24 protein-coding genes are annotated in these 22335 nt (G+C 36.4%); all 24 read left to right on the forward strand.

What is annotated here, in order from left to right:
* The first annotated feature begins 61 nt into the window (after nt 1-61).
* The 24 genes from BHE19_RS12485 to BHE19_RS12600 all read left to right on the forward strand — a co-directional run bounded on the left by BHE19_RS12485 (nt 62) and on the right by BHE19_RS12600 (nt 22332).
* Entirely contained in the window at nt 62-1477 is a 1416-nt protein-coding gene (locus BHE19_RS12485; protein ID WP_070907395.1) for an MBL fold metallo-hydrolase, read from the forward strand.
* Between the two features lie 133 nt (nt 1478-1610).
* Nucleotides 1611-2174, forward strand: coding sequence for a YeeE/YedE family protein (locus BHE19_RS12490; RefSeq protein ID WP_070907396.1), 564 nt, complete (start codon nt 1611-1613; stop codon nt 2172-2174).
* Between the two features lie 10 nt (nt 2175-2184).
* A complete protein-coding gene (locus tag BHE19_RS12495) occupies nt 2185-2661 on the forward strand; it encodes a DUF6691 family protein (RefSeq protein WP_017495270.1) in 477 nt (158 codons plus the stop codon).
* A 73-nt stretch (nt 2662-2734) separates the two neighbouring features.
* On the forward strand, nt 2735-3256 hold the full coding sequence (locus tag BHE19_RS12500) for a GNAT family N-acetyltransferase (RefSeq protein ID WP_083342539.1): 522 nt from the start codon (nt 2735-2737) through the stop codon (nt 3254-3256).
* A 192-nt stretch (nt 3257-3448) separates the two neighbouring features.
* Nucleotides 3449-5026 carry a glycerol-3-phosphate dehydrogenase/oxidase gene (locus BHE19_RS12505; protein ID WP_070907397.1) on the forward strand — a complete coding sequence of 526 codons (1578 nt, stop codon included), beginning with the start codon at nt 3449-3451 and terminating at the stop codon, nt 5024-5026.
* A gap of 28 nt (nt 5027-5054) precedes the next feature.
* Nucleotides 5055-6551 carry a glycerol kinase GlpK gene (gene glpK, locus BHE19_RS12510; protein ID WP_070907398.1) on the forward strand — a complete coding sequence of 499 codons (1497 nt, stop codon included), beginning with the start codon at nt 5055-5057 and terminating at the stop codon, nt 6549-6551.
* 28 nt (nt 6552-6579) lie between these two features.
* Nucleotides 6580-7311 carry an MIP/aquaporin family protein gene (locus tag BHE19_RS12515; RefSeq protein WP_070907399.1) on the forward strand — a complete coding sequence of 244 codons (732 nt, stop codon included), beginning with the start codon at nt 6580-6582 and terminating at the stop codon, nt 7309-7311.
* Nucleotides 7312-7749: 438 nt separating this feature from the next.
* A complete protein-coding gene (locus tag BHE19_RS12520; protein WP_017495265.1) occupies nt 7750-8211 on the forward strand; it encodes a MarR family winged helix-turn-helix transcriptional regulator in 462 nt (153 codons plus the stop codon).
* 4 nt (nt 8212-8215) lie between these two features.
* The gene (locus tag BHE19_RS12525) at nt 8216-8848 is read left to right on the forward strand and encodes an NAD(P)H-dependent oxidoreductase (protein ID WP_070907400.1); all 633 of its coding nucleotides are present in this window, start codon (nt 8216-8218) and stop codon (nt 8846-8848) included.
* 30 nt (nt 8849-8878) lie between these two features.
* Complete coding sequence (locus BHE19_RS12530; protein ID WP_017495263.1) at nt 8879-9445, forward strand: YceI family protein; 567 nt, start codon at nt 8879-8881, stop codon at nt 9443-9445.
* A gap of 207 nt (nt 9446-9652) precedes the next feature.
* Entirely contained in the window at nt 9653-10933 is a 1281-nt protein-coding gene (locus BHE19_RS12535; protein ID WP_070907401.1) for a hypothetical protein, read from the forward strand.
* A 300-nt stretch (nt 10934-11233) separates the two neighbouring features.
* Nucleotides 11234-12634 (forward strand): anthranilate synthase component I family protein, encoded by a 1401-nt coding sequence (locus BHE19_RS12540; RefSeq protein WP_070907402.1) that lies wholly within the window; start codon nt 11234-11236, stop codon nt 12632-12634.
* Nucleotides 12635-12808: 174 nt separating this feature from the next.
* Nucleotides 12809-13258 carry a hypothetical protein gene (locus BHE19_RS12545; RefSeq protein ID WP_017495260.1) on the forward strand — a complete coding sequence of 150 codons (450 nt, stop codon included), beginning with the start codon at nt 12809-12811 and terminating at the stop codon, nt 13256-13258.
* An 85-nt stretch (nt 13259-13343) separates the two neighbouring features.
* On the forward strand, nt 13344-13910 hold the full coding sequence (locus BHE19_RS12550) for an anthranilate synthase component II (RefSeq protein WP_070907403.1): 567 nt from the start codon (nt 13344-13346) through the stop codon (nt 13908-13910).
* A gap of 108 nt (nt 13911-14018) precedes the next feature.
* Nucleotides 14019-15011, forward strand: a complete 993-nt coding sequence (gene trpD / locus BHE19_RS12555) for an anthranilate phosphoribosyltransferase (protein WP_070907404.1) — start codon at nt 14019-14021, stop codon at nt 15009-15011.
* Between the two features lie 13 nt (nt 15012-15024).
* Complete coding sequence (locus BHE19_RS12560) at nt 15025-15393, forward strand: four helix bundle protein (protein ID WP_070907405.1); 369 nt, start codon at nt 15025-15027, stop codon at nt 15391-15393.
* Nucleotides 15394-15448: 55 nt separating this feature from the next.
* Nucleotides 15449-16249 carry an indole-3-glycerol phosphate synthase TrpC gene (gene trpC, locus BHE19_RS12565; RefSeq protein WP_070907406.1) on the forward strand — a complete coding sequence of 267 codons (801 nt, stop codon included), beginning with the start codon at nt 15449-15451 and terminating at the stop codon, nt 16247-16249.
* 83 nt (nt 16250-16332) lie between these two features.
* Nucleotides 16333-16995, forward strand: coding sequence for a phosphoribosylanthranilate isomerase (locus BHE19_RS12570; protein ID WP_070907407.1), 663 nt, complete (start codon nt 16333-16335; stop codon nt 16993-16995).
* Nucleotides 16985-18166, forward strand: coding sequence for a tryptophan synthase subunit beta (gene trpB / locus BHE19_RS12575; protein WP_070907408.1), 1182 nt, complete (start codon nt 16985-16987; stop codon nt 18164-18166). The genes BHE19_RS12570 and trpB overlap by 11 nt, the downstream gene beginning before the upstream one ends.
* Before the next feature lie 13 nt (nt 18167-18179).
* Nucleotides 18180-18500, forward strand: a complete 321-nt coding sequence (locus BHE19_RS12580) for a gamma-glutamylcyclotransferase family protein (protein WP_070907409.1) — start codon at nt 18180-18182, stop codon at nt 18498-18500.
* A 9-nt stretch (nt 18501-18509) separates the two neighbouring features.
* The gene (locus BHE19_RS12585) at nt 18510-19247 is read left to right on the forward strand and encodes a carbon-nitrogen hydrolase family protein (protein WP_070907410.1); all 738 of its coding nucleotides are present in this window, start codon (nt 18510-18512) and stop codon (nt 19245-19247) included.
* A gap of 94 nt (nt 19248-19341) precedes the next feature.
* Complete coding sequence (trpA, locus tag BHE19_RS12590; protein WP_070907411.1) at nt 19342-20103, forward strand: tryptophan synthase subunit alpha; 762 nt, start codon at nt 19342-19344, stop codon at nt 20101-20103.
* A gap of 290 nt (nt 20104-20393) precedes the next feature.
* Complete coding sequence (locus BHE19_RS12595) at nt 20394-21023, forward strand: TetR/AcrR family transcriptional regulator (RefSeq protein ID WP_070907412.1); 630 nt, start codon at nt 20394-20396, stop codon at nt 21021-21023.
* A complete protein-coding gene (locus BHE19_RS12600; RefSeq protein WP_070907413.1) occupies nt 21013-22332 on the forward strand; it encodes a TolC family protein in 1320 nt (439 codons plus the stop codon). Before BHE19_RS12595 ends, BHE19_RS12600 begins: the two co-directional genes overlap by 11 nt.
* The last annotated feature ends 3 nt before the right edge of the window (nt 22333-22335 follow it).

The raw sequence follows: 22335 nt of genomic DNA on the forward strand, positions 1-22335 counted from the left end.
GTCACTTAATTTCCCGAAAAACAGACTTACCTTTGTATCACATTATTTTAGATTTCAAATCATGAAAATAGAACAAATTTACACCGGATGCCTTGCGCAGGGTGCCTATTATATTACTTCAAATGGTGAAGCCGCAATTATTGATCCGTTAAGAGAAATTCAGCCTTACTTAGACCGTTTAGAGCGTGATGAGGTAAAATTGAAATATATTTTTGAAACGCATTTTCACGCCGATTTTGTTTCCGGACATGTCGATTTAAGCAAAGAAACTCAGGCACCAATCGTTTACGGACCCAACGCTGCCTGCGAATTTGACTGTATTTCGGCAAAAGACGGACAGGAATTCAAAATTGGAAATATCACCATCAAAGCGCTGCATACTCCGGGTCACACTATGGAAAGCACCACTTATTTACTGATTGATGAAAACGGAAAAGATCACGCCATTTTCTCCGGAGATACTTTATTTATCGGAGATGTTGGACGCCCGGATTTAGCTCAGAAAGCAGCCGGAATGACACAGGACCAATTAGCAGGGATTTTATACCATTCGTTAAGAGATAAAATTATGACTTTGGCCGATGATGTGATCGTTTATCCTGCCCATGGTGCGGGAAGCGCCTGCGGAAAAAACATGAGCAAAGAAACGGTTTCTACAATAGGAAATCAGAAAGTAAATAACTATGCGTTGCGCGCTAATATGACCGAAGCTGAATTTATTGCTGAAGTCACAGACGGTTTATTGCCTCCTCCAGCCTATTTCAGTATGAATGTGGCGATGAACAAACAAGGTTACGAAAGTTTTGAAACGGTTTTGTACAATGGAATGAAAACCATAAAAGCAGAAGAATTTGAAGCCGTAGCTGAAGAAACAGGTGCTTTGATTCTGGATACCAGAAGTGCTGCCAATTTTAGTAAAGGATTTATTCCGCAATCTATTAATATTGGAATCAATGGCGATTTTGCTCCTTGGGTTGGAACTTTAATTGGTGATGTAAAACAGCCTATTATATTGGTGACAGAAACCGGTCTTGAAGAAGAAACTGTAACCCGTTTAAGCCGCGTAGGATTTGACACGATTATTGGTCACTTAGAAGGCGGTTTTGAAGCCTGGGAAAAAGCAGGTTACGAAATTGATACTGTAAACAGAATCACTGCTCAACAATTTTCAAATGAGTTCAAATTCGGAGAAGACAAAGTAATTGACATTCGTAAAGAAACAGAATATGCTGCAGAGCACATCGAAGATGCGTATAGCAAACCGCTGGCTTATATTAATGATTGGGTAAAAGACATTAACCCAAACGAACATTTTTATCTGCATTGCGCCGGAGGATATCGCAGTATGATTGCCGCTTCGATTTTACAGGCTCGCGGTTTCAGAAATTTTAGCGAAATTGAAGGCGGTTTTGGAGCCATTTCTAAAACAGAAATTCCGAAATCAGATTTTGTTTGTCAAAGTAAAGTGCTGAAATAAAGTTGCTGAGGCTCTAAGTCGCTAAGATTCTAAGATTTTACCTTTGAAATTTAACGACGAGACCTTATTAATAAAACGCTTAAAAATACAACTCAGAACCTTAGAATCTTAGTAACTTAGAACCTCAAAAAAAATGCTTGAAATCTTAAAAGAACCTTGGCCTTGGTATGTTTCCGGGCCGTTAATCGGATTAACAGTTCCTATTTTATTGATTCTTGGAAATAAATCCTTCGGAATCAGTTCCTCACTTCGTCACATTTGTGCGGCTTGTATTCCTGCCAATATTTCTTTCTTTAAATACGACTGGAAAAAAGAAAGCTGGAATTTATTTTTCGTTTTTGGAATTTTCCTGGGTGGAGTCATTGCGGCTTATTTCCTGGCAAATCCAAATCCAATAGAAATTAGTCCCGAATTATCAACGAAATTAGCTGCCTACGGAATCACCGATCATAACGGTTTGGTTCCTGCACAATTATTCTCCTGGGAAAGTTTATTCACACTTCGTGGTTTTATCATGATTGTGGTAGGCGGATTTCTGGTAGGTTTTGGAACACGTTACGCCGGCGGATGTACCAGCGGGCATGCTATTATGGGAATTTCAAATTTACAATGGCCATCATTGGTAGCGACAATCTGTTTTATGATTGGAGGTTTTGTGATGACACTTTTGATCTTACCTTATATTCTTTCACTTTAAAATTTCAAAAATGAGTTTAGAAAATAAAACAGTCGACGGCGAGGGAATCAACGCAAGCCAGAAAAAAGAAACGGTCTTTGGAAATCTTAAATATTTAATCGTTGGTATCTTTTTCGGAATCGTATTCGTAAAAACTGAAATCATAAGCTGGTTCCGTATTCAGGAAATGTTCCATCTTGAATCATTTCATATGTACGGTGTAATTGGAAGTGCAGTTGCTGTTGGAGTAATCTCTGTATTTCTTATTAAAAAGTTCAACATAAAAACACTGCAAGGCGAAAAAATCGAAATTCAGCCCAAAACATTCAGTAAAGGACAAATTTATGGAGGTCTTTTATTTGGTTTTGGATGGGCCATTACAGGCGCTTGTCCGGGGCCTTTATTTGCTCAAATTGGTACTGGTGCAACTGTTATTATTGTAACGCTGATAAGTGCCATCTTTGGAACCTGGGTTTATGGTCTTATTAAAGACAAATTGCCTCATTAATATTCTTACTTATATTATACACATCAAACCCAACAAGTTTTAAAAACCTGTTGGGTTTACTAATAGCTAACAGATGACTCACATTACCGAAAACTTAATTTTAAGAAAAGCGATTATTTCTGACGTGCCTTTCATTTGGGAGATTCTGCAAGATGCTATCGAACAGCGAAGACTTGACGGAAGTACACAATGGCAGGACGGTTATCCTAATGAGCTTACCATTCATACCGATATTGAAAATGATCATGGGTACGTGCTTACAGAAAACGACACTATTTTATCTTATGCGGCGATTCTTTTTGATAAAGAACCAGCCTACGAAGTCATAGAAGGCCAATGGCTCACTGATGGCGATTATGGAGCTGTTCATCGGGTAGCCGTATCAAAACTCGCAAAAGGTAAAGGTATTGCAACCAAACTGTTTGAAAAGATAGAAAGTTTATGCCTCAAACAGAACATATACAGTATAAAGGTAGACACGAATTTTGACAATATTCCAATGCTTAAAATTTTAGACAGACTGGAGTACACCTATTGTGGCGAAGTTTTTTTCAGAGGAGGAGCGCGAAAAGCGTTTGAAAAAAAACTGATTTAGAAAATAGAACAATAAAATAAGTAAACCCGACAGATTTCAAAAACCTCTGTCGGGTTTTATTTTACCTGCGATTAAGTTCTATAGTTTTTTTTAAGACATTTTTTTCGACTGAGAGTATTATCTTCATTTTACTTTCATTAAGTTTACAATACCAGATTTAATCTTACAAAAAAGCGAACCAATCACAGTCCTATGAAACGCTCAGAACAATTGTCGAAACTAGAAAATACGGAACACTGGGATGTAATCATAATTGGCGGGGGAGCAAGCGGTTTGGGGACTGCTCTTGATGCCGCAAGCCGGGGTTATAAGACCATTTTGCTTGAAGCAGTCGATTTTGCAAAAGGAACCTCCAGCCGAAGTACTAAATTAGTTCATGGCGGTGTTCGCTATTTAGAGCAGGGAAATATTCATCTGGTCATCGAAGCCTTAAAAGAAAGAGGTTTACTTGCCAAAAATGCCGGCCATTTAGTAAAAAATCAATCTTTTATAATTCCGAATTACAACTTCTTTGCCGGTTTATTCTACACCATCGGATTGACTGTTTATGATTTATTGGCAGGGCGTTTAAGTTTGGGAAGATCAAAATACCTTTCCAGAAAAAAAACAATTGAAATGCTTCCTGCCGTAGCAGAAAGAAATCTAACAAATGGTGTAATTTATCATGACGGTCAATTTGACGATTCCCGACTGGCGATAAACATTGCTCAAACGGCTATTGAAAAAGGAGCCTGCCTTTTAAATTATGTCAAAGTTGTTAATTTACTGAAGAATGATAACAACCAAATCATCGGTGTTGAAGCCATAAATCATGAAACTGGCAAGAAGTACGAAATCAAAGGGTCGGCTATCATTAATGCGACAGGAGTTTTTACAAATGCCATCATGAAACTTAACGACACTGTATACAAAAAATACATTGTGCCAAGTCAGGGAATTCATCTTGTATTTGATCAATCCTTTTTGCCTGGTGAACACGCTTTGATGATTCCTAAAACAAGTGATGGAAGAGTTTTGTTTGCCGTCCCCTGGCACAATCGAATTGTAGTCGGAACCACTGATACCTTAATTCGAAAACACAGTCTCGAGCCCATTGCGCTAGAGAGTGAAATTGAATTTGTTTTGGAAACTGCTCAACGTTTTCTGGCTAAAAAACCCACAAGAGCCGATGTTTTATCTGTTTTTGCCGGTTTACGACCTTTGGCTGCACCGAAAGAAGAAGGCAAAAGCACCAAAGAAGTTTCCCGAAGCCATAAAATTATAGTTTCAGAAACCGGATTAATCACAATTACCGGAGGCAAATGGACTACTTACAGAAAGATCTCTGAGGATATTATCGATAAGGCGATCAAAATAGGCAAACTGCCTAAAAAAACTTGTATTACCGAGCATCTTCCGATTCATGGAAATAAAGCCACTACAAATTCAGACAGAACAAATCATTTATATATCTACGGATCAGACCTTTCTGAAATACTAGAATTGCAGAAAAGAGAGCCTGAACTGAAAGAAAAATTACATCCGGATCACGAATTTACAATGGCCGAAGTTGTTTGGGCTATTCGATATGAAATGGCAAGAACGGTAGATGACATTCTCGCAAGACGTGTTCGCTTGTTGTTCTTAGATGCCAGAGCTGCCATAGCTTCTTCTGAAAAAGTAGCGCGCCTTCTGGCAAAGGAACTCGGACATGATGAAACCTGGATCCTTAGAGAAATGACCAACTTTCATGGAATTGCAAAAGGTTTTCTTCTAAAAGAATTTCAATAGATTTTTATTAACTTAAGAATATAAGATCATGCAGGACAAATTAATTCTGGCTTTGGATCAGGGAACTACTTCTTCCAGAGCCATTGTATTCAATCATAAAGGAGAAATAGTCAGTATTTCTCAAAAGCCATTTAAACAAATTTTTCCAAAACCGGGATGGGTTGAACATGATCCTAACGAAATCTGGTCTTCGCAAGTTAGTGTCGCTGCCGAAGTAATAGCAAAAGTTGGAATTACGGGCCGCGAAATTGCAGCCATAGGAATTACCAACCAGCGGGAAACTACCATTGTCTGGGATCGTGAAACAAGTGAACCTGTCTACAAGGCTATTGTCTGGCAAGACCGCAGAACGGCAAAATACTGCGACGAACTAAAAGCAAAAGGACATACAGAAATGATCCAGAAAAAAACCGGATTAATTCTCGATGCTTATTTCTCCGGAACCAAAGTAAAATGGATATTAGACAATGTTCCCGGAGCACGCGAAAAAGCAGAACAGGGAAAACTTTGTTTTGGAACTGTAGATACCTGGTTAATTTGGAAACTAACCCGAAGTAAATTGTTTATGACGGACGTTTCTAATGCCAGCAGAACTTTACTATTCAATATAAACACTCTGGACTGGGACGACGAGTTGCTGGCATTATTTGATATTCCGAGAGCTATGTTGCCAGAAGTAAAAGAAAGCAGTGCCATTTATGGAGAAACAAGCACTACCCTATTCTCGACAAAAATTCCAATCAGCGGAGTTGCCGGAGATCAGCAGGCAGCCCTTTTTGGTCAACTCTGTACCAACTCCGGAATGATTAAAAATACGTATGGAACAGGTTGTTTTATGCTCATGAATACCGGTGAAAAACCTATTTTTTCAGCCCACAATTTATTGACTACAATTGCATGGAAAATCAACGGAAAAACTACCTATGCTTTAGAAGGCAGTGTTTTTGTTGGAGGTGCAGCCGTACAATGGTTGCGAGACGGCGCAAAAATAATCAATTCATCAGATGAAATCGAAGCTCTCGCAGCAACCGTACCTGACAATGGTGGTATTTATTTTGTTCCTGCTTTGACCGGTTTAGGAGCTCCGCATTGGGATCAATACGCAAGAGGTGCCATCGTTGGAATCACCAGAGGTACAACAAATGCACATATTGCCAGAGCAACTTTAGAAGGAATTGCTTATCAGGTAAACGATCTGCTCAAAGCTATGGAAGCAGATTCCGGATACAAAGGAATAGAACTACGGGTAGACGGTGGCGCAGCCGCAAATAATTTATTAATGCAATTTCAATCAGACATATTTGGGTCTAATGTAACCCGGCCTACCACATTAGAAACTACAGCTTTGGGAGCCGCATATCTGGCAGGACTAGCTGTGGGATATTGGTCTGGTTTGGATGATCTGAAAGAACAATGGTCGATAGACCAAGTATTTTCTCCAAAAATGGATCAGGAAAAAGTAGACTTATTGGTCAAAAACTGGGACAGAGCTGTTGGCCGCGCATCGCATTGGATTGAAGAATAAATTTTAATTACTAACTAAACCGTAAAAAATGACTCCTTTTATAGCAGAAATTTTAGGCACAATGATTATGATTTTATTAGGGAATGGCGTTGTAGCAAACGTCTTACTTAAAGATACCAAAGGAAACAATTCGGGTTGGATGGTGATTACATCAGCTTGGGCATTTGCTGTTTTTGTGGGCGTTACTATCGCGGGACCAATTAGCGGTGCTCATTTAAATCCTATTGTTACATTAGGTTTGGCCCTAATTGGAAAATTCACCTGGAATTTGGTTCCTGTTTACATCCTTGCTCAAATGATTGGAGCAATGTCAGGTGCTTTTTTAGTGTGGTTGTCTCATAAAGATCATTTTGCAGCAACAGAAGACGAAGGAACTACGCTTGCCTGTTTCTCCACCTCACCCGCAATCAAAAACAATCTCTCCAACTTAATCAGTGAAGTAATTGCGACTTTTGTCTTACTATTTTCAATCTTTTATATTGCCGGACCAAGTTTACAAATCGCAACCGATGCTAATGCAACAATTGGCTTAGGAACCATTGGAGCGCTTCCGGTAGCAATAGTCGTATGGGCAATTGGTCTGTCACTAGGAGGCACTACAGGTTATGCTATAAATCCGGCAAGAGATTTAGGTCCGAGAATCATGCATGCTATTTTACCTATAAAAGGAAGCAGTAACTGGACGTATGCCTGGATTCCTATTGTAGGCCCCATAATTGGTTCGGGATTAGCTGCCGCACTATATCTGGCAATTAATTAATGCTTAACACACTGAGAGTTCTAAAATTTAGGGCTCCTGGGTTTCTCCTATTATGAGCTCGCGTGAGGGATAGAAGCTATCTGCCGAAGCAGTGCGGATAACCCGACAGCATCCTGATAAGAGGGCGTATAAGCACAACGTAACTTTGCCCTCTTATCAGGATGCTGTCGGGCCCTGGTCACCATTAAATTATTTCTTTATATAAGATTTTACCAAGGTTTAATTTTTTGAAAAAGCTTAATTCGTTTTAAATAAACATTAAATAATTCACAAATCTTACATTAAATTAAAAACTTATAGTATTTTTACTCTAGTTCTATAGGGTATATGAAGTTTAAAATCAGCGTTATTTTTAATTAACAAAAAATTAACGATACATTTGTATATACAAATATGAAAAGTTATACATTTGTATATACAAATTATACACTTACGACTATGACAATTGAAGAGGTTATAAAAAGTACAGTTAAGATGGATAATGCGAGAAAAGTTATTCTGAATATTATGTACACGCAAAATGTGATTCAGGATCATTTCAACGAATTGATAAAACCGTATGATCTGTCCGGAGAGCAATATAATGTATTGCGTATATTAAGAGGACAAAAAGGAAACCCTGCTAATATGTGTGTGATACAGGAGCGTATGCTGGCCAAAACAAGCAACACGACCCGATTAGTAGACAAATTATTATTGAAAGATTTCGTTACCAGAAATGTTTGTCCCGGTAATCGACGTAAAATTGAAGTTCTAATCACCCAAAAGGGATTGGATGTATTGAAAGAATTAGATCCAAAAGTAGACGAGCACGAGCGTTTGTTTGCCAAGAATATAAGCCCAGAAGAATTAGAATTATTAAACCAATTATTAGAGAAATACAGAACCCAACAAAATTAAAATTATGAGTACATTATTAGACAATCTAAACTGGAGATATGCTACAAAGAAATTTGATGCCACCAAAAAAATATCTTCACAAGATTTAAACACTTTAAAAGAAGCTGTTAGATTAAGTGCTTCTTCATACGGATTACAACCCTACAAAGTTATTATCGTTGAAAATCCGGAAATCAGAGAAAAATTAAAAGCTGCTGCTTACGGACAGACACAAATTACAGATGCTTCTCAAATATTTATTTTCGCAAACGACTTAAATCTTGGAGCAGATTCTGTAGATGCTTACATCAACACCATCAGTGAAACAAGAGGTGTTCCTGCTGACGCTTTAGGCGGATTCAGTGACATGATGAAAGGTACTATTTCAAATCTTTCTGTTGAAGCTAAAAATATCTGGACAGCAAAACAAACTTATATCGCTTTAGGTACTTTATTGACTGCTGCTTCTGAATTAAAAATCGATGCGACTCCAATGGAAGGATTTAATGCGGCTGCATTTAATGAAATTTTAGGTTTTGACAAATTAGGCCTAAACACTTCTGTTATTGCAACTGTAGGATACAGACATGATGAGGACGAAACTCAACACTACAAAAAAGTTAGAAAATCACACGAGAATTTATTTATCACTATATAATTATTATTAATCAAAATCAATTTTAACAAAATGAAAAATTTAAAGACAATTGCAATAGCATTATTCGTAGCAGTAGCTGGACTTTCAGTAAACGCACAAACTAAAAAAATCGACGTAAAAGCAAGTACTATCAAATGGGTAGGTAAAAAAGTAACCGGAGAGCACTCAGGAACTGTAAACTTCAAAGAAGGAGCTGTAGTTTTCAAAGGAAAAAAATTAACAGGTGGTAACTTCACTGTTGATATGACTTCATTAACAGCAACAGATTTGACAGGAGAGTACCAAGGAAAATTAAACGGTCACTTAAAAGCTGACGATTTCTTTGGAACTGAGAAATTCCCAACTGCAAAATTAGTTTTCAAAACTATCGGAGCAAAATCTACTGATGTTTACACAGTAACTGCTGATTTAACTATTAAAGGAATCACTAAACCTGTAACTTTTGATATCGCTGTGAAAGGAAATACTGCTACAACAGCTTTCAAAGTGGACAGAACTAAATACGATATCAAATACAACTCTGGTAACTTCTTCCAAAACTTAGGAGACAAAACTATCAATGACGAATTTGAATTGACTGTAGCTTTAAAATTCTAATAGCATAAAAAACAGCAATTCTTATTATTATAAGAAAAACCCCAATAGTTTAACACTGTTGGGGTTTATTTTTGCGTTTTTCCCAAAAAAATAACATTCATAATATTCCCCTAACGCTTTCGTAATACCATACTGGGCTTTGATTAACATTGGCCTTCTACTTTTGAACTTATTAAAAATCAAAAACTAGAAATCAAAATCATAGTTATGAAAGCAAAAATACATCTTATAGTTGTCACGGTTCTTAGTACTTTTTTTCTACAGGCACAACAACAGCCTAAAGGTATTATTGGTACCTCAAACTGGATGAACAACTGGACCAATTTTAAACCTGCCAATACCGAATATAGCGAAGCCACAAACATTATTGCAGGGACCATTAACAAGGACACCAAACTCCTTAAACGCAATACATATCAATTAGTTGGAGTTGTTTACGTTACCAACAATGCCGTATTATCTATCGAACCGGGAACTGTAATACGAGGCGACGATAAAACATGTGGAACTCTGGTCATTACAAACGGATCAAAAATTGTAGCCGAAGGTTTAGAAACAGACCCTATTGTTTTTACTTCCAACAAAGAAACGACCCAAAGAAAACCGGGAGACTGGGGTGGAATTATCATTTTGGGAAAAGCACCAATCAACACCCTTGGAGGAGTACATACTTTACCTTTTGATCTGGAACCAATGCTAAACCACTACGGCGGTCAGGATGCCGAAGACAACTCGGGAGTTCTAAAATATGTACGAATTGAATATTCCGGACGAAAACTAAGTGCTGCCAAAGAACTTAACGGACTTTCCCTTGCCGGAGTGGGAAAAAAAACAATTTTAAGCAATATTCAGATTAGTTACTCTAATGATGACTCTTTCGAATGTTACGGAGGAGATTTAAACCTGAACAATCTGGTTTCTTATCGCACCACCGATGATGATTTTGATTTCACTCAGGGTGCACAAATCAACATCAATAACAGTATTGCCATTCGTCATCCCTTTTCATCGGATATTTCGGGCTCAAGATGTTTTGAAGTTGATTCTTATGACAAAATTGGAAATACAGACATGAGCAAAAAATTGACTAAAATTAATGCCAGTAATATTACGCTTATAAATCTGGAAGAAAACAATCAGGGACTCGTGAGAGAATCTGTTTACGTCAGAGAGAACACTTTTTTTAATTTTACGAACAGTATTGTTTCCGGATTTACGCCTTTTGTTCTACTAGAAGGAAATATAGGAAACGGCGAGGTTAACTTGGGGAAAATTACCTTCAAAAACTTAATCGTCAATAACTGTAATGGTGGAATCACAAGTGAAGCTGGCGGAGCAAATACTGCAATTGAAAGTTATTACAACAATCCTATTTTTGACATTAACTTCACTAAAATCAAAAACAGCGAATTGTTTACAACACCAAATATCAAAGGAAGTCCGGACTTTAGGATGAACGTAAACAACACCATAGCCATTGGTAACTAAGGCCTTAAAACAACCACGCAGCAACAAAATTTAACAAATTTTAAAATTTAGAAAAGTTTTTTTGACTTTTTATGTCTTCTAATTCAAATTACATTTATATATTTGTGAAATCAAAATAAGATATGAAAACAATAATGAACAATACTTGGTGGTGGAAGAATTTACGTCAAACGTCGTGAACAAAGCTTCCTATGGTATTGTAAAACTATAAATATAAAAGGCTTGTCATCACGACAAGCCTTTTTTTTTGGTCTAAACTCTGATAAGAAAATCTATTAAAAATAAAAAAAACGAAATACTTTGAAACCATTTACACTCAACACACACTACAAACAAATTCTGGCAGACACCATTACACCAGTAAGTGTTTACTTTAAAATCCGGGACAAATTCCCAAATAGCTTACTATTGGAAAGTAGTGATTATCACGGAAATGACAACAGTTTCTCTTACATCTGCTGCAATCCTATTGCAACCATTAAAATTGAGAACGAAACTATTTCAAAAACTTTTCCTGACGGAACTAAAGAACGAATCTCTATCGACAGTTCAACGAATATTCCGGAAATTATTCAGGAATTTTCAAACCAATTCCAATCAGAGAAAAATGATTTTAAATTTATCAATAATGGTTTATTTGGATACATCTCTTACGATGCCGTTCGTTATTTTGAAAAAGTTTCGATTGCCAAAAAAGACAGAGCTACTTTAATTCCGGATGTGTTTTATGCTGTTTATCAAAATATCATTGCCATCAATCACTTTAAAAATGAAGCGTACATTTTTTGTCATAGTGTTGATGGAAGAAATAATATTTCGGAGATCGAACAATTGTTACAATCCAGAAATATAGCCTCTTATAAATTCACCAAGGAAGGTGAAGGTTTCTCTAATTTAACCGATGAAGAATTCAAACACAATGTAGCTTTAGCCAAAAAACACTGCTTCCGTGGAGATGTTTTTCAACTGGTACTTTCTCGTCGTTTTACTCAAGGTTTCAAAGGTGATGAATTCAACGTGTATCGTGCCTTACGAAGCATAAATCCTTCTCCGTACTTATTCTTCTTCGATTATGGCGATTTCAAAATATTCGGATCTTCACCTGAAGCACAAATAATTGTAAAAAACAGAAAAGCCGAAATTCATCCTATAGCGGGAACTTTTAAAAGAACCGGAAATGACGAACAGGACGCTGTTTTAGCCAAACAACTTTCAGAAGATAAAAAGGAGAATAGCGAACACGTGATGCTTGTCGATTTGGCCAGAAATGATTTAAGCCGAAATGGACATGATGTAAATGTCGAAAAATACAGAGAAGTTCAGTTTTTCTCGCATGTAATTCATTTGGTTTCAAAAGTAACGGGTTATTTACATGAAAAAGCAACCACGATGCAGGTAGTAGCCGATACTTTCCCGGCAGGAACTTTAAGTGGAGCTCCAAAACACAGAGCCATGCAACTGATCGAAGATTATGAAAAAACAAATCGTAATTTCTACGGAGGAGCCATTGGGTTCATGGATTTTGAAGGTAATTTCAATCACGCTATTATGATTCGAACCTTCCTGAGTAAAAATCATCAATTACACTGCCAGGCTGGTGCCGGAATTGTTGCCAGTTCTGATGAAGAAAGCGAGATGCAGGAAGTTTACAACAAACTAAGAGCCTTGAATACAGCCTTAGAGATGGCCGAGAAAATATAAGTCATTTTGTTTCAGGTTTCAAGTTTCACGTTGTTGGAATACAAACAAAACCTGAAACAAAAAAACCTGAAACAAAAAAACCTGAAACTTGAAACTTGAAACCTGAAACCTGAAACCTGAAACCTGAAACCTGAAACAAAACTAAAAAACAACCATAAACACAACCTAAAAACGATGAAGAACATTATTCCATTTTTGATTGCCATTGTATTATTTACTTCCTGCGAAGTTAAAAAAGAATCGAACACACTTCCTTTAAGCGGAACCTGGCGTCTGATATCAGCTGAAACCACCGAAAAAGACTCTACGTTCTCGACTTTCAATCCAAAAACAAAAATGATTAAGATTATAAATGATAGCCATTTTGCTTTTTTCAATCATGATTTAAACAACGGTAAGGATTCAACAAATGCAGTTTTCTTTGGCGGAGGCGGAAAATATACTCTAAAAGACAGTATTTATACCGAAAATCTGGAATACTTCAATAACCGTCAATGGGAAAACAATAAGTTTGAGTTTGTTGTAAAAATTAAAAATGATACGCTAATTCAAAAGGGAATCGAAAAATTAGAAAAATTAGGAATCGATCGTATTATCACTGAAAAATATGTTCGGGAAAAATAAAAATTAGTTTCAGGTTTTCTTTGTTTCAGGTTTCAAGTTGTTGAAATCTGAAACCTGAAACCTGAGACTTGAAACAAAAAACACAATGAAAAAAATATTAGTTATAGACAATTACGATAGTTTCACTTATAATTTAGTACACTATCTGGAAGATTTGAACTGTGAAGTTACGGTATACAGAAACGATGAGTTTGATATTGATGAAATCGCCTCTTTTGAAAAAATACTACTTTCTCCAGGCCCCGGAATACCGGATGAAGCAGGGTTGTTAAAAGCGGTGATTCAAAAATATGCTCCAACAAAAAGTATTTTAGGCGTTTGTTTAGGACAACAGGCTATCGGAGAAGTTTTCGGAGGAACACTTTCTAACCTTGATAAAGTTTATCACGGCGTTGCTACAAATGTAAAAACAGTAGTTTCAGACGAAATTTTGTTCGAAGGTTTAGGCAGTGAATTTGAGGTCGGTCGATACCATTCCTGGGTAGTCGACAGCAATTTACCTGACGCTCTTGAAGCCACTTCAGTTGATGAAAACGGACAAATCATGTCTTTAAGACACAAAACTTTTGATGTAAGAGGTGTACAATTTCATCCGGAAAGTGTACTTACACCAAAAGGAAAACTAATTTTAGAGAATTGGATTAAAAGCTAGTAAAAAATAGTTTCAAGTTTCAAATTTTAGGTTATTGGAACGTGAAACCTGAAACTTGAAACAAACTCAAAATTCTCTACAACTTAGAACCTTAGCAACTTAAAAAAAATGAAAAACATACTAAATAAATTAATCAATCACGAAGTGCTTTCGAAAGAGGAAGCCAAAGACGTGTTGATTAACATCTCAAGCGGGGCTTACAACCCAAGTCAGATTTCGGCATTTTTGACTGTATTTATGATGCGAAGCATTACCATTGATGAGCTTTCCGGATTCCGCGAAGCTTTATTAGAATTGTGTATTCGTGTGGATTTATCGGCCTACAACGCTATTGATTTGTGCGGAACGGGTGGTGACGGAAAAGATACTTTCAACATTTCGACTCTTGCTTCATTCGTAGCTGCCGGAGCAGGAATAAAGGTAGCAAAACATGGAAATTATGGGGTCTCCTCTATTTCGGGATCAAGCAACGTGATGGAAAAAATGGGAATAAAATTCAGCAACGATCCGTCATTTTTAGAAAAATGTATCGATCAGGCAGGAATTTGTGTTTTACACGCTCCTCTATTTCACCCAGCCATGAAACATGTGGGACCAATCCGAAAAGAGCTGGCTGTAAAAACATTTTTTAACATGTTAGGTCCAATGGTAAACCCATCTTTCCCTAAAAATCAATTAGTTGGTGTTTTCAATTTAGAATTGGCGAGAATGTATGCTTATTTATATCAAAACACCGATGTTAATTTTACCATACTGCATTCGCTTGATGGTTACGATGAAATCTCGTTAACCGGTCCAACAAAAATCATTACAAGCGATATGGAAGGCATGCTGAAACCCGAAGATTTCAACGTTCGTCTTTTATCACAAAGAGAAATTGAGGGAGGAAGAACCATCGAAGAATCAGCCGATATGTTTGTGAGTATTATTTCCGGAAAAGGAAGTGAGGCTCAGAATAATGTGGTTTGTGCAAATGCCGGAATGGCCATTTCAACCGTAACCAAATGCTCACCTCAGGAAGGTTTTAAGCAGGCCAAAGAAAGTTTGTTTTCCGGAAAAGCTTTAAATGTTCTAAAAAAATTAAAAGATTTAATGATTTAAAAATTAAAAAATTATGACAAAATCTTTTGAAGAATTTGAAGTCTATAAAAAAGGGATCCAGTTGGCTAAATTAATTTTTGAATTAATGAATAATAAACCTTTTGAAAAAGAATTTGGATTTAAAGATCAAATGAAAAGAGCTGTTGTTTCAATCACAAATAATATCGCTGAGGGATCCGAATACAATAACAACAAACAGTTAGTTAGATATTTAAAAATCTCCAAAGGAAGTTGTGCAGAAGTAAGAAGTATGCTGATATTATCAAGAGAACTTAATTTTTGTAGTCCATCAGAAATTCAAAAAGGCTACAATTTAAGTATTGAAATATCTCAGAACTTATCAAATTTTATAAAATATTTAAATACCAAGACAGATGCTTAATTTATAGAGTAGTTATTCAATCTTTAAATTTTTCAATCTTTAAATTATAACAACAATGAACATTTTAGATAAAATAATTGTAGATAAAAAACGAGAAGTCGTCCTTAAAAAATCAATCATTCCCGTTTCACAATTGGAAGCTTCTGTATTTTTTGGAAGAGAAACGATTTCTCTAAGTCAAAAACTGAAGACAAGTTCGACAGGAATAATTGCGGAGCACAAACGCCGTTCACCGTCAAAATCTGTAATCAATCAAAGCTTCACAGTAGAAGAAGTGGTTAAAGGATATGAGAATGCTGGCGCCTGTGGAATTTCAGTTTTAACCGACGGAAAATACTTTGGCGGTTCATTAGACGATTTACTTCTGGCAAGAGCAAGTGTAAATATTCCGCTTTTGCGAAAAGAGTTTATTGTCGATGAATATCAGATTTTAGAAGCCAAAGCGTACGGAGCCGATTTAATTTTACTGATTGCGGCCGTTTTAACCCGCGAAGAAATCAAATCGTTATCCGAATTTGCCAAGCAATTAGGATTAGAAGTTTTACTGGAAGTACACAATCAGGAAGAATTAGAGAAATCTGTAATGCCAAATCTAGATATGATTGGCGTGAACAACAGAAATCTGAAAACTTTTGAAGTAAGTCTGGATTTCAGCAAACAGTTGGCCTCTCAAATCCCGAATGATTTTGTAAAAGTTTCAGAAAGCGGAATTTCCTCTATTGAAGCCATTTCGGAATTAAGACCCTATGGTTACAGTGGTTTCCTAATCGGAGAAAACTTTATGAAAACAGACAATGCCGGTCAGGCAGCAACTGAATTTATTAGACAGCTGTATGCTGTAAGCTTTAAGCCGTAAGCTGAAAACCGAAAAACTTTCTTAACATTACTAATTTAGCCTAAAGCTTATTGCCTAAAGCTTAAAGCATAAAAATAAAAAAAATGAAACTAAAAATATGCGGTATGAAATATCCCGACAATATACTCGAAACAGGAGCACTCCTGCCCGATTATATGGGATTTATTTTCTGGGAAAAATCCGCACGTTATTTTGACGGAACAATTCCGGAATTGATTCATACCATCAGGAAAACCGGTGTTTTTGTAGATGAAACGGTTGATAACGTACTATCAACAGCAGACAAATATCATTTACAGGCCGTTCAGTTACACGGAAAAGAAACCGTAGAATTTTGCCGGGAACTGAGAGCTAAGATCGATGCCAAAATTGATGTGACTATTGAAATCATAAAAACATTCTCGATAGATGAAAGCTTTGATTTTGAGGTACTGGCACCTTTTGAAAAGGTTTGTGATTATTTCCTGTTTGATACAAAAGGAAAATTACCGGGCGGAAACGGAACCACTTTTGACTGGAAAATATTAGAAAATTATAAATCTGAGAAACCAATCTTTTTGAGCGGTGGCATCGGAATTGAAGAAATACCTGCGATAAAGAACCTCAAAGTGCCTATTTATGCTATCGACGTAAACAGTAAATTTGAGACAGAACCAGGATTAAAAAATACAACTCTATTAAGAAAGTTTCAGAAAAATCTAAAACCTGCTACTTTAAACCCAAAACAACTATACAATGAATTATAATGTTAACGAAAAAGGATATTACGGAGAGTTTGGAGGAGCCTACATTCCCGAAATGCTTTATCCGAATGTAGAAGAATTACGTCAGAATTATCTAAAAATAACAAGCGAACCAGGTTTTAAAGCAGAATTTGACCAATTACTTAGAGATTATGTAGGCCGTCCTAGTCCGCTTTATTTCGCAAAACGTTTGTCAGAGAAGTACAATACCAAAATTTATCTGAAAAGAGAAGATTTAAATCATACCGGAGCACACAAAGTCAATAATACTATTGGACAAATTCTGGTTGCCAAACGTCTGGGTAAAAAAAGAATTATCGCTGAAACTGGTGCCGGTCAGCATGGTGTGGCTACCGCTACGGTATGCGCTCTAATGGGGCTGGAATGTATCGTGTATATGGGTGAAATTGACATCGCGCGTCAGGCACCAAACGTGGCACGTATGAAAATGTTAGGAGCTGAAGTCCGTCCAGCACTTTCAGGTTCCAAAACATTAAAAGATGCTACAAATGAAGCTATTCGTGATTGGATTAACAATCCCGTGGATACACATTATATTATAGGTTCTGCAATTGGACCACACCCCTATCCTGACATGGTTACCCGTTTTCAAAGTGTTATTTCAGAAGAAATCAAATGGCAGTTAAAAGCAAAAGAAGGACGTGAAAATCCTGATTATGTAGTGGCTTGTATTGGTGGAGGAAGTAATGCGGCCGGAACTTATTATCACTTTCTGCACGAACCTGAAGTGGGGATTATTGCCGTAGAAGCTGCCGGAAAAGGTGTAGACAGCGGTCACAGCGCTGCCACCAGTAAATTAGGAAAAATGGGGATTATTCACGGCTGTAAAACCCTTTTGATGCAAACTCCGGACGGACAAATCACCGAACCGTATTCTATTTCTGCAGGTCTTGATTATCCCGGAGTTGGTCCTATGCATGCACATCTGGCGCAAACCGGTCGCGGGGAATTCTTTTCTGTAACTGATGATGATGCAATGAATGCAGGTTTACAGCTGACCAAACTGGAAGGAATTATTCCGGCAATTGAAAGTGCACATGCTTTTGCTGTTTTAGATCAGAAGAAGTTCAAACCAAGCGATATCGTAGTGATCAGTCTTTCCGGTCGCGGAGATAAGGATTTAGATAATTATATTGAATATTTTAAATTGTAATAAAATAGCAACTATGGAAAAGTTATTCTCTTACGGAACATTGCGATCAAAAGAAATTCAGATGCGTCTTTTTAATAAGATACTGACCGGAACCCGAGATCAGCTTCACGGTCACAAACTAAAAAGTCTACAAATCGAAGAAGAATTTGGAATGGCGGATTATGTTGTAGTCGTACCAAGCGCAACCTCTACGGATCCTATACACGGTGTTGTTTTTGAAGTCACAAATGCCGATTTGGCTAAAGTAGATCTATTCGAATCTAATGCTTACAAAAGAGTTCAGGTAACTTTGAATTCCGGAACAGTTGCCTGGATTTATATCGAAAACAAATAATTCTATACCATGATTCTGGCAGCTGCACAAACAAAACCATTCCGCGAGGATATTGATTCCAACTTATTAGAGCACTATCGTCTTATCGAACTAGCCGTTCAGAATGGAGCAAAATTAATTGCATTCCCTGAAATGTCAATCACAGGTTACGAAAGGGAGTACGCTCAAAAATTGGCTTTCCAAAAAGACGATTCGAGATTAGATCATTTAAGAAAATTAGCTGTAAAAAACAATATCGTCATCATTGCAGGAGCGCCAATCCAAATTGGATCAGCATTATTTATCGGCGAATTTATTATTGCTCCGGACAATTCTGTTTCGATATACACTAAGCAATTTTTGCATGAAGGAGAAGACGAATTTTTTCAATCTTCGTTTGATTATAATCCGATGATTGAAATTGAAAATCAGAAAATTTCATTTGCTATTTGTGCTGATATTGACCATCCGCTGCATCCGCAAAATGCATGTAAGAGAGAAGCAAGTATATATATTGCCAGTATTTTCTTTTCACCAAACGGGATTCCAAATGCTTACAGGCATTTACAAAGTTATGCCGGGAAACACCAATTAAATGTGCTGATGTCTAATTTCAGCGGCGAATCGTGGGGATCACCATCAGCCGGACAAAGTGCTTTCTGGAATAATAAAGGCGAACTTATTGGACAGATGAACGATACAGATTCGGGAATATTATTAGTCGAAAAACTAAATGAGGATTGGAAAAGTAAGATTTTAAAAAAATAAAAATAATGCCACAGATTTCAAAGATTCTAACAGATTAAACTATTAAAAAAATGGTTGAAATCCTTTTAATCTGTGGCACAAAAAACATAATAAAATGAACAGAATAACTCAAAAATTACAAGAAGATAAAAAGATTCTTTCTATTTATTTCTCAGCGGGATATCCCAATTTGAATGATACCGTTCCCATCATTCAGGATTTAGAAAAAAATGGTGTTGATTTAATCGAAATTGGCTTGCCTTTTAGTGATCCTTTGGCTGATGGACCAACCATTCAGGCAAGTTCAACACAGGCACTTCACAATGGAATGACTACCCAAATTCTTTTCGATCAGTTGAAAAACATCCGCGAAAGCGTAAAAATTCCGTTGATTATTATGGGATACTTTAACCCGATGCTGCAATACGGAATCGAAGAATTTTGTAAAAAATGTGCCGAAATTGGTATCGACGGCTTAATTATTCCGGATTTACCAGTTGATGTTTACGCAGCCGAATACAAAGCAATTTTCGAAAAATACGGTTTAATCAATGTCTTTCTGATTACCCCACAAACGTCAGAAGAACGTATACGTTTTATCGACAGCGTTTCAAATGGATTCATTTATATGGTGAGTTCTGCCAGCGTAACGGGTTCTCAGGCCGGTTTCGGAAATACTCAGGAAAGTTACTTCGAAAGAATTGCCCAAATGGATCTTAAAAACCCACAAATCGTAGGTTTTGGAATTTCAAATAAAGAAACATTCAATCAGGCTACCAAATATGCCAAAGGTGCTATCATCGGAAGCGCGTTTATCAAACATTTGTCTGAGAATGGAAGCAGAAAAATTGCAGAATTTGTTGGAGAGATTAGATAATTAATTTTTCTACTAAATATATAATACCATCTGGTTTGTCATTTCTCCTTCGTCGAAATGACACTTGTAATTCGACAAAGATTGACTATTATGCATGAGGATTTCTTATGTGATTTCTCCCTTCGGTCGAAATGGCAAAAACCCATTAAAAGCTGAAAACAGGTCTGTTTTCAGCTTTTTTTATGCAAAATTATCAAGCCTAAACCGTGTTAATATTTTGTTAAAATAAAATTAAACAACTGTTTAATTTAAACACTTGTTTAATTTTGTACCCGATTAGAAACAATACCATGTCAGACTTCGAATTAAACGATAAAAAAATTCAAATTCTGGAAGTTGCTGAAAAGCTATTCTCAGAAAAAGGATTTGAAGGGACTTCGATACGGGATATCTCCAAACATGCAAAAATTAATATTGCAATGGTTTCGTATTACTTTGGCTCTAAAGAAAGACTACTAGAAGCCCTTATTATCTACAAAACTGCCGATTTAAAGCTTCAGCTTGAAAATTTATTACAGGAAAATATCGAACCTCTCGATAAAGTCAATAAATTAATCGAAATTTACATTACAAGAATCAGCTGTAACAAAGGGATTTTCAGAGTATTACACTTCGAGCTTAACTCTAAAAAAAGAGAAAAAAGTATGATCGCCTTCACAGAACTTAAAAAAGGAAATTTAAAATCGGTTGAAAGTATTATTGCACAGGGTCAGTCTAAAGGAGTTTTTAGAAAAGATGTAATTATTCCACTCATTACTCCTACCATTATTGGAACCTTTTTTCACTTTCACATGAATAGACCTTTTTTTGAGGAACTATTAAATTTAAAAACAGAAGAGATGTACAACGAGTACATCAAAAACAGTCTTACAAAGCACATTCAACAAACTATAAAAGCGCTACTTGTTTATGAAAATTAGTCAATTAATGCTCTTTGGGGTTTTCTTCATCGGAATTTCGTCAATAGAAGCACAAGAGAAAACAAGTTTAACCTTAGGCGAGGCCGTACAAATGGCTTGGGAAAAAAGTAACGAAGTTACACTTGCCAACACTAAGGTAAACACAAAAAAATACGAATTAAAAAGCGTAAAAGACAATCAATACCCGGATATTAAAATTTCCGGTCAATACCAACGTCTTACGAAGGCATCGATTAGTATGCCAAATCAAAGTGAAAATGCCTCTATTGCATCTCCGGACAGAGCAATGTTTGGAATGGCAACTTTGAGCCTTCCTTTATTTTCAGGATTCAAAATTCAGAATAGTATTGAAGCCTACGATAACTTATACGAAGCGGAAAATGCTACAGCTGCAAAAACAAAAGAGGATGTTGCTTTAAAAGTAATTACCTATTATACTGCTTTGTATAAAGCTCAAAAAACATTAGATGTTTTAAATGAAAACCAAAAAAGTGCGAAACAACGTGTTACTGATTTTACCGAATTGGAGAAGAATGGAATTATTCCAAGAAATGATTTATTAAAGTCTCAATTACTGGTTTCAAAAACGCAATTATCTATTGATGAAGCGACTAATAATCTTAACAATATCAACTTCTATCTAACCACTTTATTAAAGTTAGACCCCAACACGAAACTGCAGGTTAATGAAGCTGATTTTTTCAACTTAAAAACAAGCAATGCACCAACATCAGATGCAATAGCTCTTGAAAACAGAAAAGATTTGGAAGCAATTCGTTTGCAGCAAAAAGCTACTGAGTCAAATATAAAAGTAGCAAAAGCAGCCTATTATCCTACATTAGCCTTACTTGGCGGTTATACAGCTCTGGACCTTAAAGACATTATAACGGTAAGATATGCTATGAACTTTGGATTAGGTTTAACTTATGACTTATCCGGAATTTACAAAAACAGTGCTCATGTACGAGTAGCGGAAAGCAAAGCTATGGAAGTTAAAAATAGTGAGGCTGTAATGACGGACCGTATTAAAGTTGAAGTTCAAAAATCAATTGAAGATTATGATCTGGCTATAAATCAAAGTGTGGTTTACGATGAAGCTCTTCAACAAGCAAGTGAAAATTACAGACTTGTAAAAGATAAGTTTGACAATGGTTTATCAGATACTAATGATTTGGTTGAAGCTGACGTTGAACAATTAAGCGCTAAAATAAATACAGCACTATCAAAAGCTACTATCATTCAAAAATATTACGAATTACTTTCGGTATCCGGACAATTATCACAATCATTCAATCTTTCTAAAATATAATCG

The sequence above is a fragment of the Flavobacterium tructae genome, from assembly GCF_001853485.1.
In the GTDB taxonomy this organism is placed as follows: Bacteria; Bacteroidota; Bacteroidia; order Flavobacteriales; family Flavobacteriaceae; genus Flavobacterium; species Flavobacterium tructae.

Coding starts and splice junctions, on each gene's coding strand:
- trpA (WP_070907411.1), top strand. CDS start 19,342: ATGAACAGAATAACTCAAAAATTACAAGAAGATAAAAAGATTCTTTCT.
- trpB (WP_070907408.1), top strand. CDS start 16,985: ATGAATTATAATGTTAACGAAAAAGGATATTACGGAGAGTTTGGAGGA.
- BHE19_RS12495 (WP_017495270.1), top strand. CDS start 2,185: ATGAGTTTAGAAAATAAAACAGTCGACGGCGAGGGAATCAACGCAAGC.
- BHE19_RS12490 (WP_070907396.1), top strand. CDS start 1,611: ATGCTTGAAATCTTAAAAGAACCTTGGCCTTGGTATGTTTCCGGGCCG.
- BHE19_RS12535 (WP_070907401.1), top strand. CDS start 9,653: ATGAAAGCAAAAATACATCTTATAGTTGTCACGGTTCTTAGTACTTTT.
- glpK (WP_070907398.1), top strand. CDS start 5,055: ATGCAGGACAAATTAATTCTGGCTTTGGATCAGGGAACTACTTCTTCC.
- BHE19_RS12585 (WP_070907410.1), top strand. CDS start 18,510: ATGATTCTGGCAGCTGCACAAACAAAACCATTCCGCGAGGATATTGAT.
- BHE19_RS12560 (WP_070907405.1), top strand. CDS start 15,025: ATGACAAAATCTTTTGAAGAATTTGAAGTCTATAAAAAAGGGATCCAG.
- BHE19_RS12515 (WP_070907399.1), top strand. CDS start 6,580: ATGACTCCTTTTATAGCAGAAATTTTAGGCACAATGATTATGATTTTA.
- BHE19_RS12485 (WP_070907395.1), top strand. CDS start 62: ATGAAAATAGAACAAATTTACACCGGATGCCTTGCGCAGGGTGCCTAT.
- trpC (WP_070907406.1), top strand. CDS start 15,449: ATGAACATTTTAGATAAAATAATTGTAGATAAAAAACGAGAAGTCGTC.
- BHE19_RS12505 (WP_070907397.1), top strand. CDS start 3,449: ATGAAACGCTCAGAACAATTGTCGAAACTAGAAAATACGGAACACTGG.
- BHE19_RS12525 (WP_070907400.1), top strand. CDS start 8,216: ATGAGTACATTATTAGACAATCTAAACTGGAGATATGCTACAAAGAAA.
- BHE19_RS12500 (WP_083342539.1), top strand. CDS start 2,735: ATGACTCACATTACCGAAAACTTAATTTTAAGAAAAGCGATTATTTCT.
- BHE19_RS12570 (WP_070907407.1), top strand. CDS start 16,333: ATGAAACTAAAAATATGCGGTATGAAATATCCCGACAATATACTCGAA.
- BHE19_RS12545 (WP_017495260.1), top strand. CDS start 12,809: ATGAAGAACATTATTCCATTTTTGATTGCCATTGTATTATTTACTTCC.
- BHE19_RS12595 (WP_070907412.1), top strand. CDS start 20,394: ATGTCAGACTTCGAATTAAACGATAAAAAAATTCAAATTCTGGAAGTT.
- BHE19_RS12600 (WP_070907413.1), top strand. CDS start 21,013: ATGAAAATTAGTCAATTAATGCTCTTTGGGGTTTTCTTCATCGGAATT.
- BHE19_RS12580 (WP_070907409.1), top strand. CDS start 18,180: ATGGAAAAGTTATTCTCTTACGGAACATTGCGATCAAAAGAAATTCAG.
- trpD (WP_070907404.1), top strand. CDS start 14,019: ATGAAAAACATACTAAATAAATTAATCAATCACGAAGTGCTTTCGAAA.
- BHE19_RS12550 (WP_070907403.1), top strand. CDS start 13,344: ATGAAAAAAATATTAGTTATAGACAATTACGATAGTTTCACTTATAAT.
- BHE19_RS12520 (WP_017495265.1), top strand. CDS start 7,750: ATGACAATTGAAGAGGTTATAAAAAGTACAGTTAAGATGGATAATGCG.
- BHE19_RS12530 (WP_017495263.1), top strand. CDS start 8,879: ATGAAAAATTTAAAGACAATTGCAATAGCATTATTCGTAGCAGTAGCT.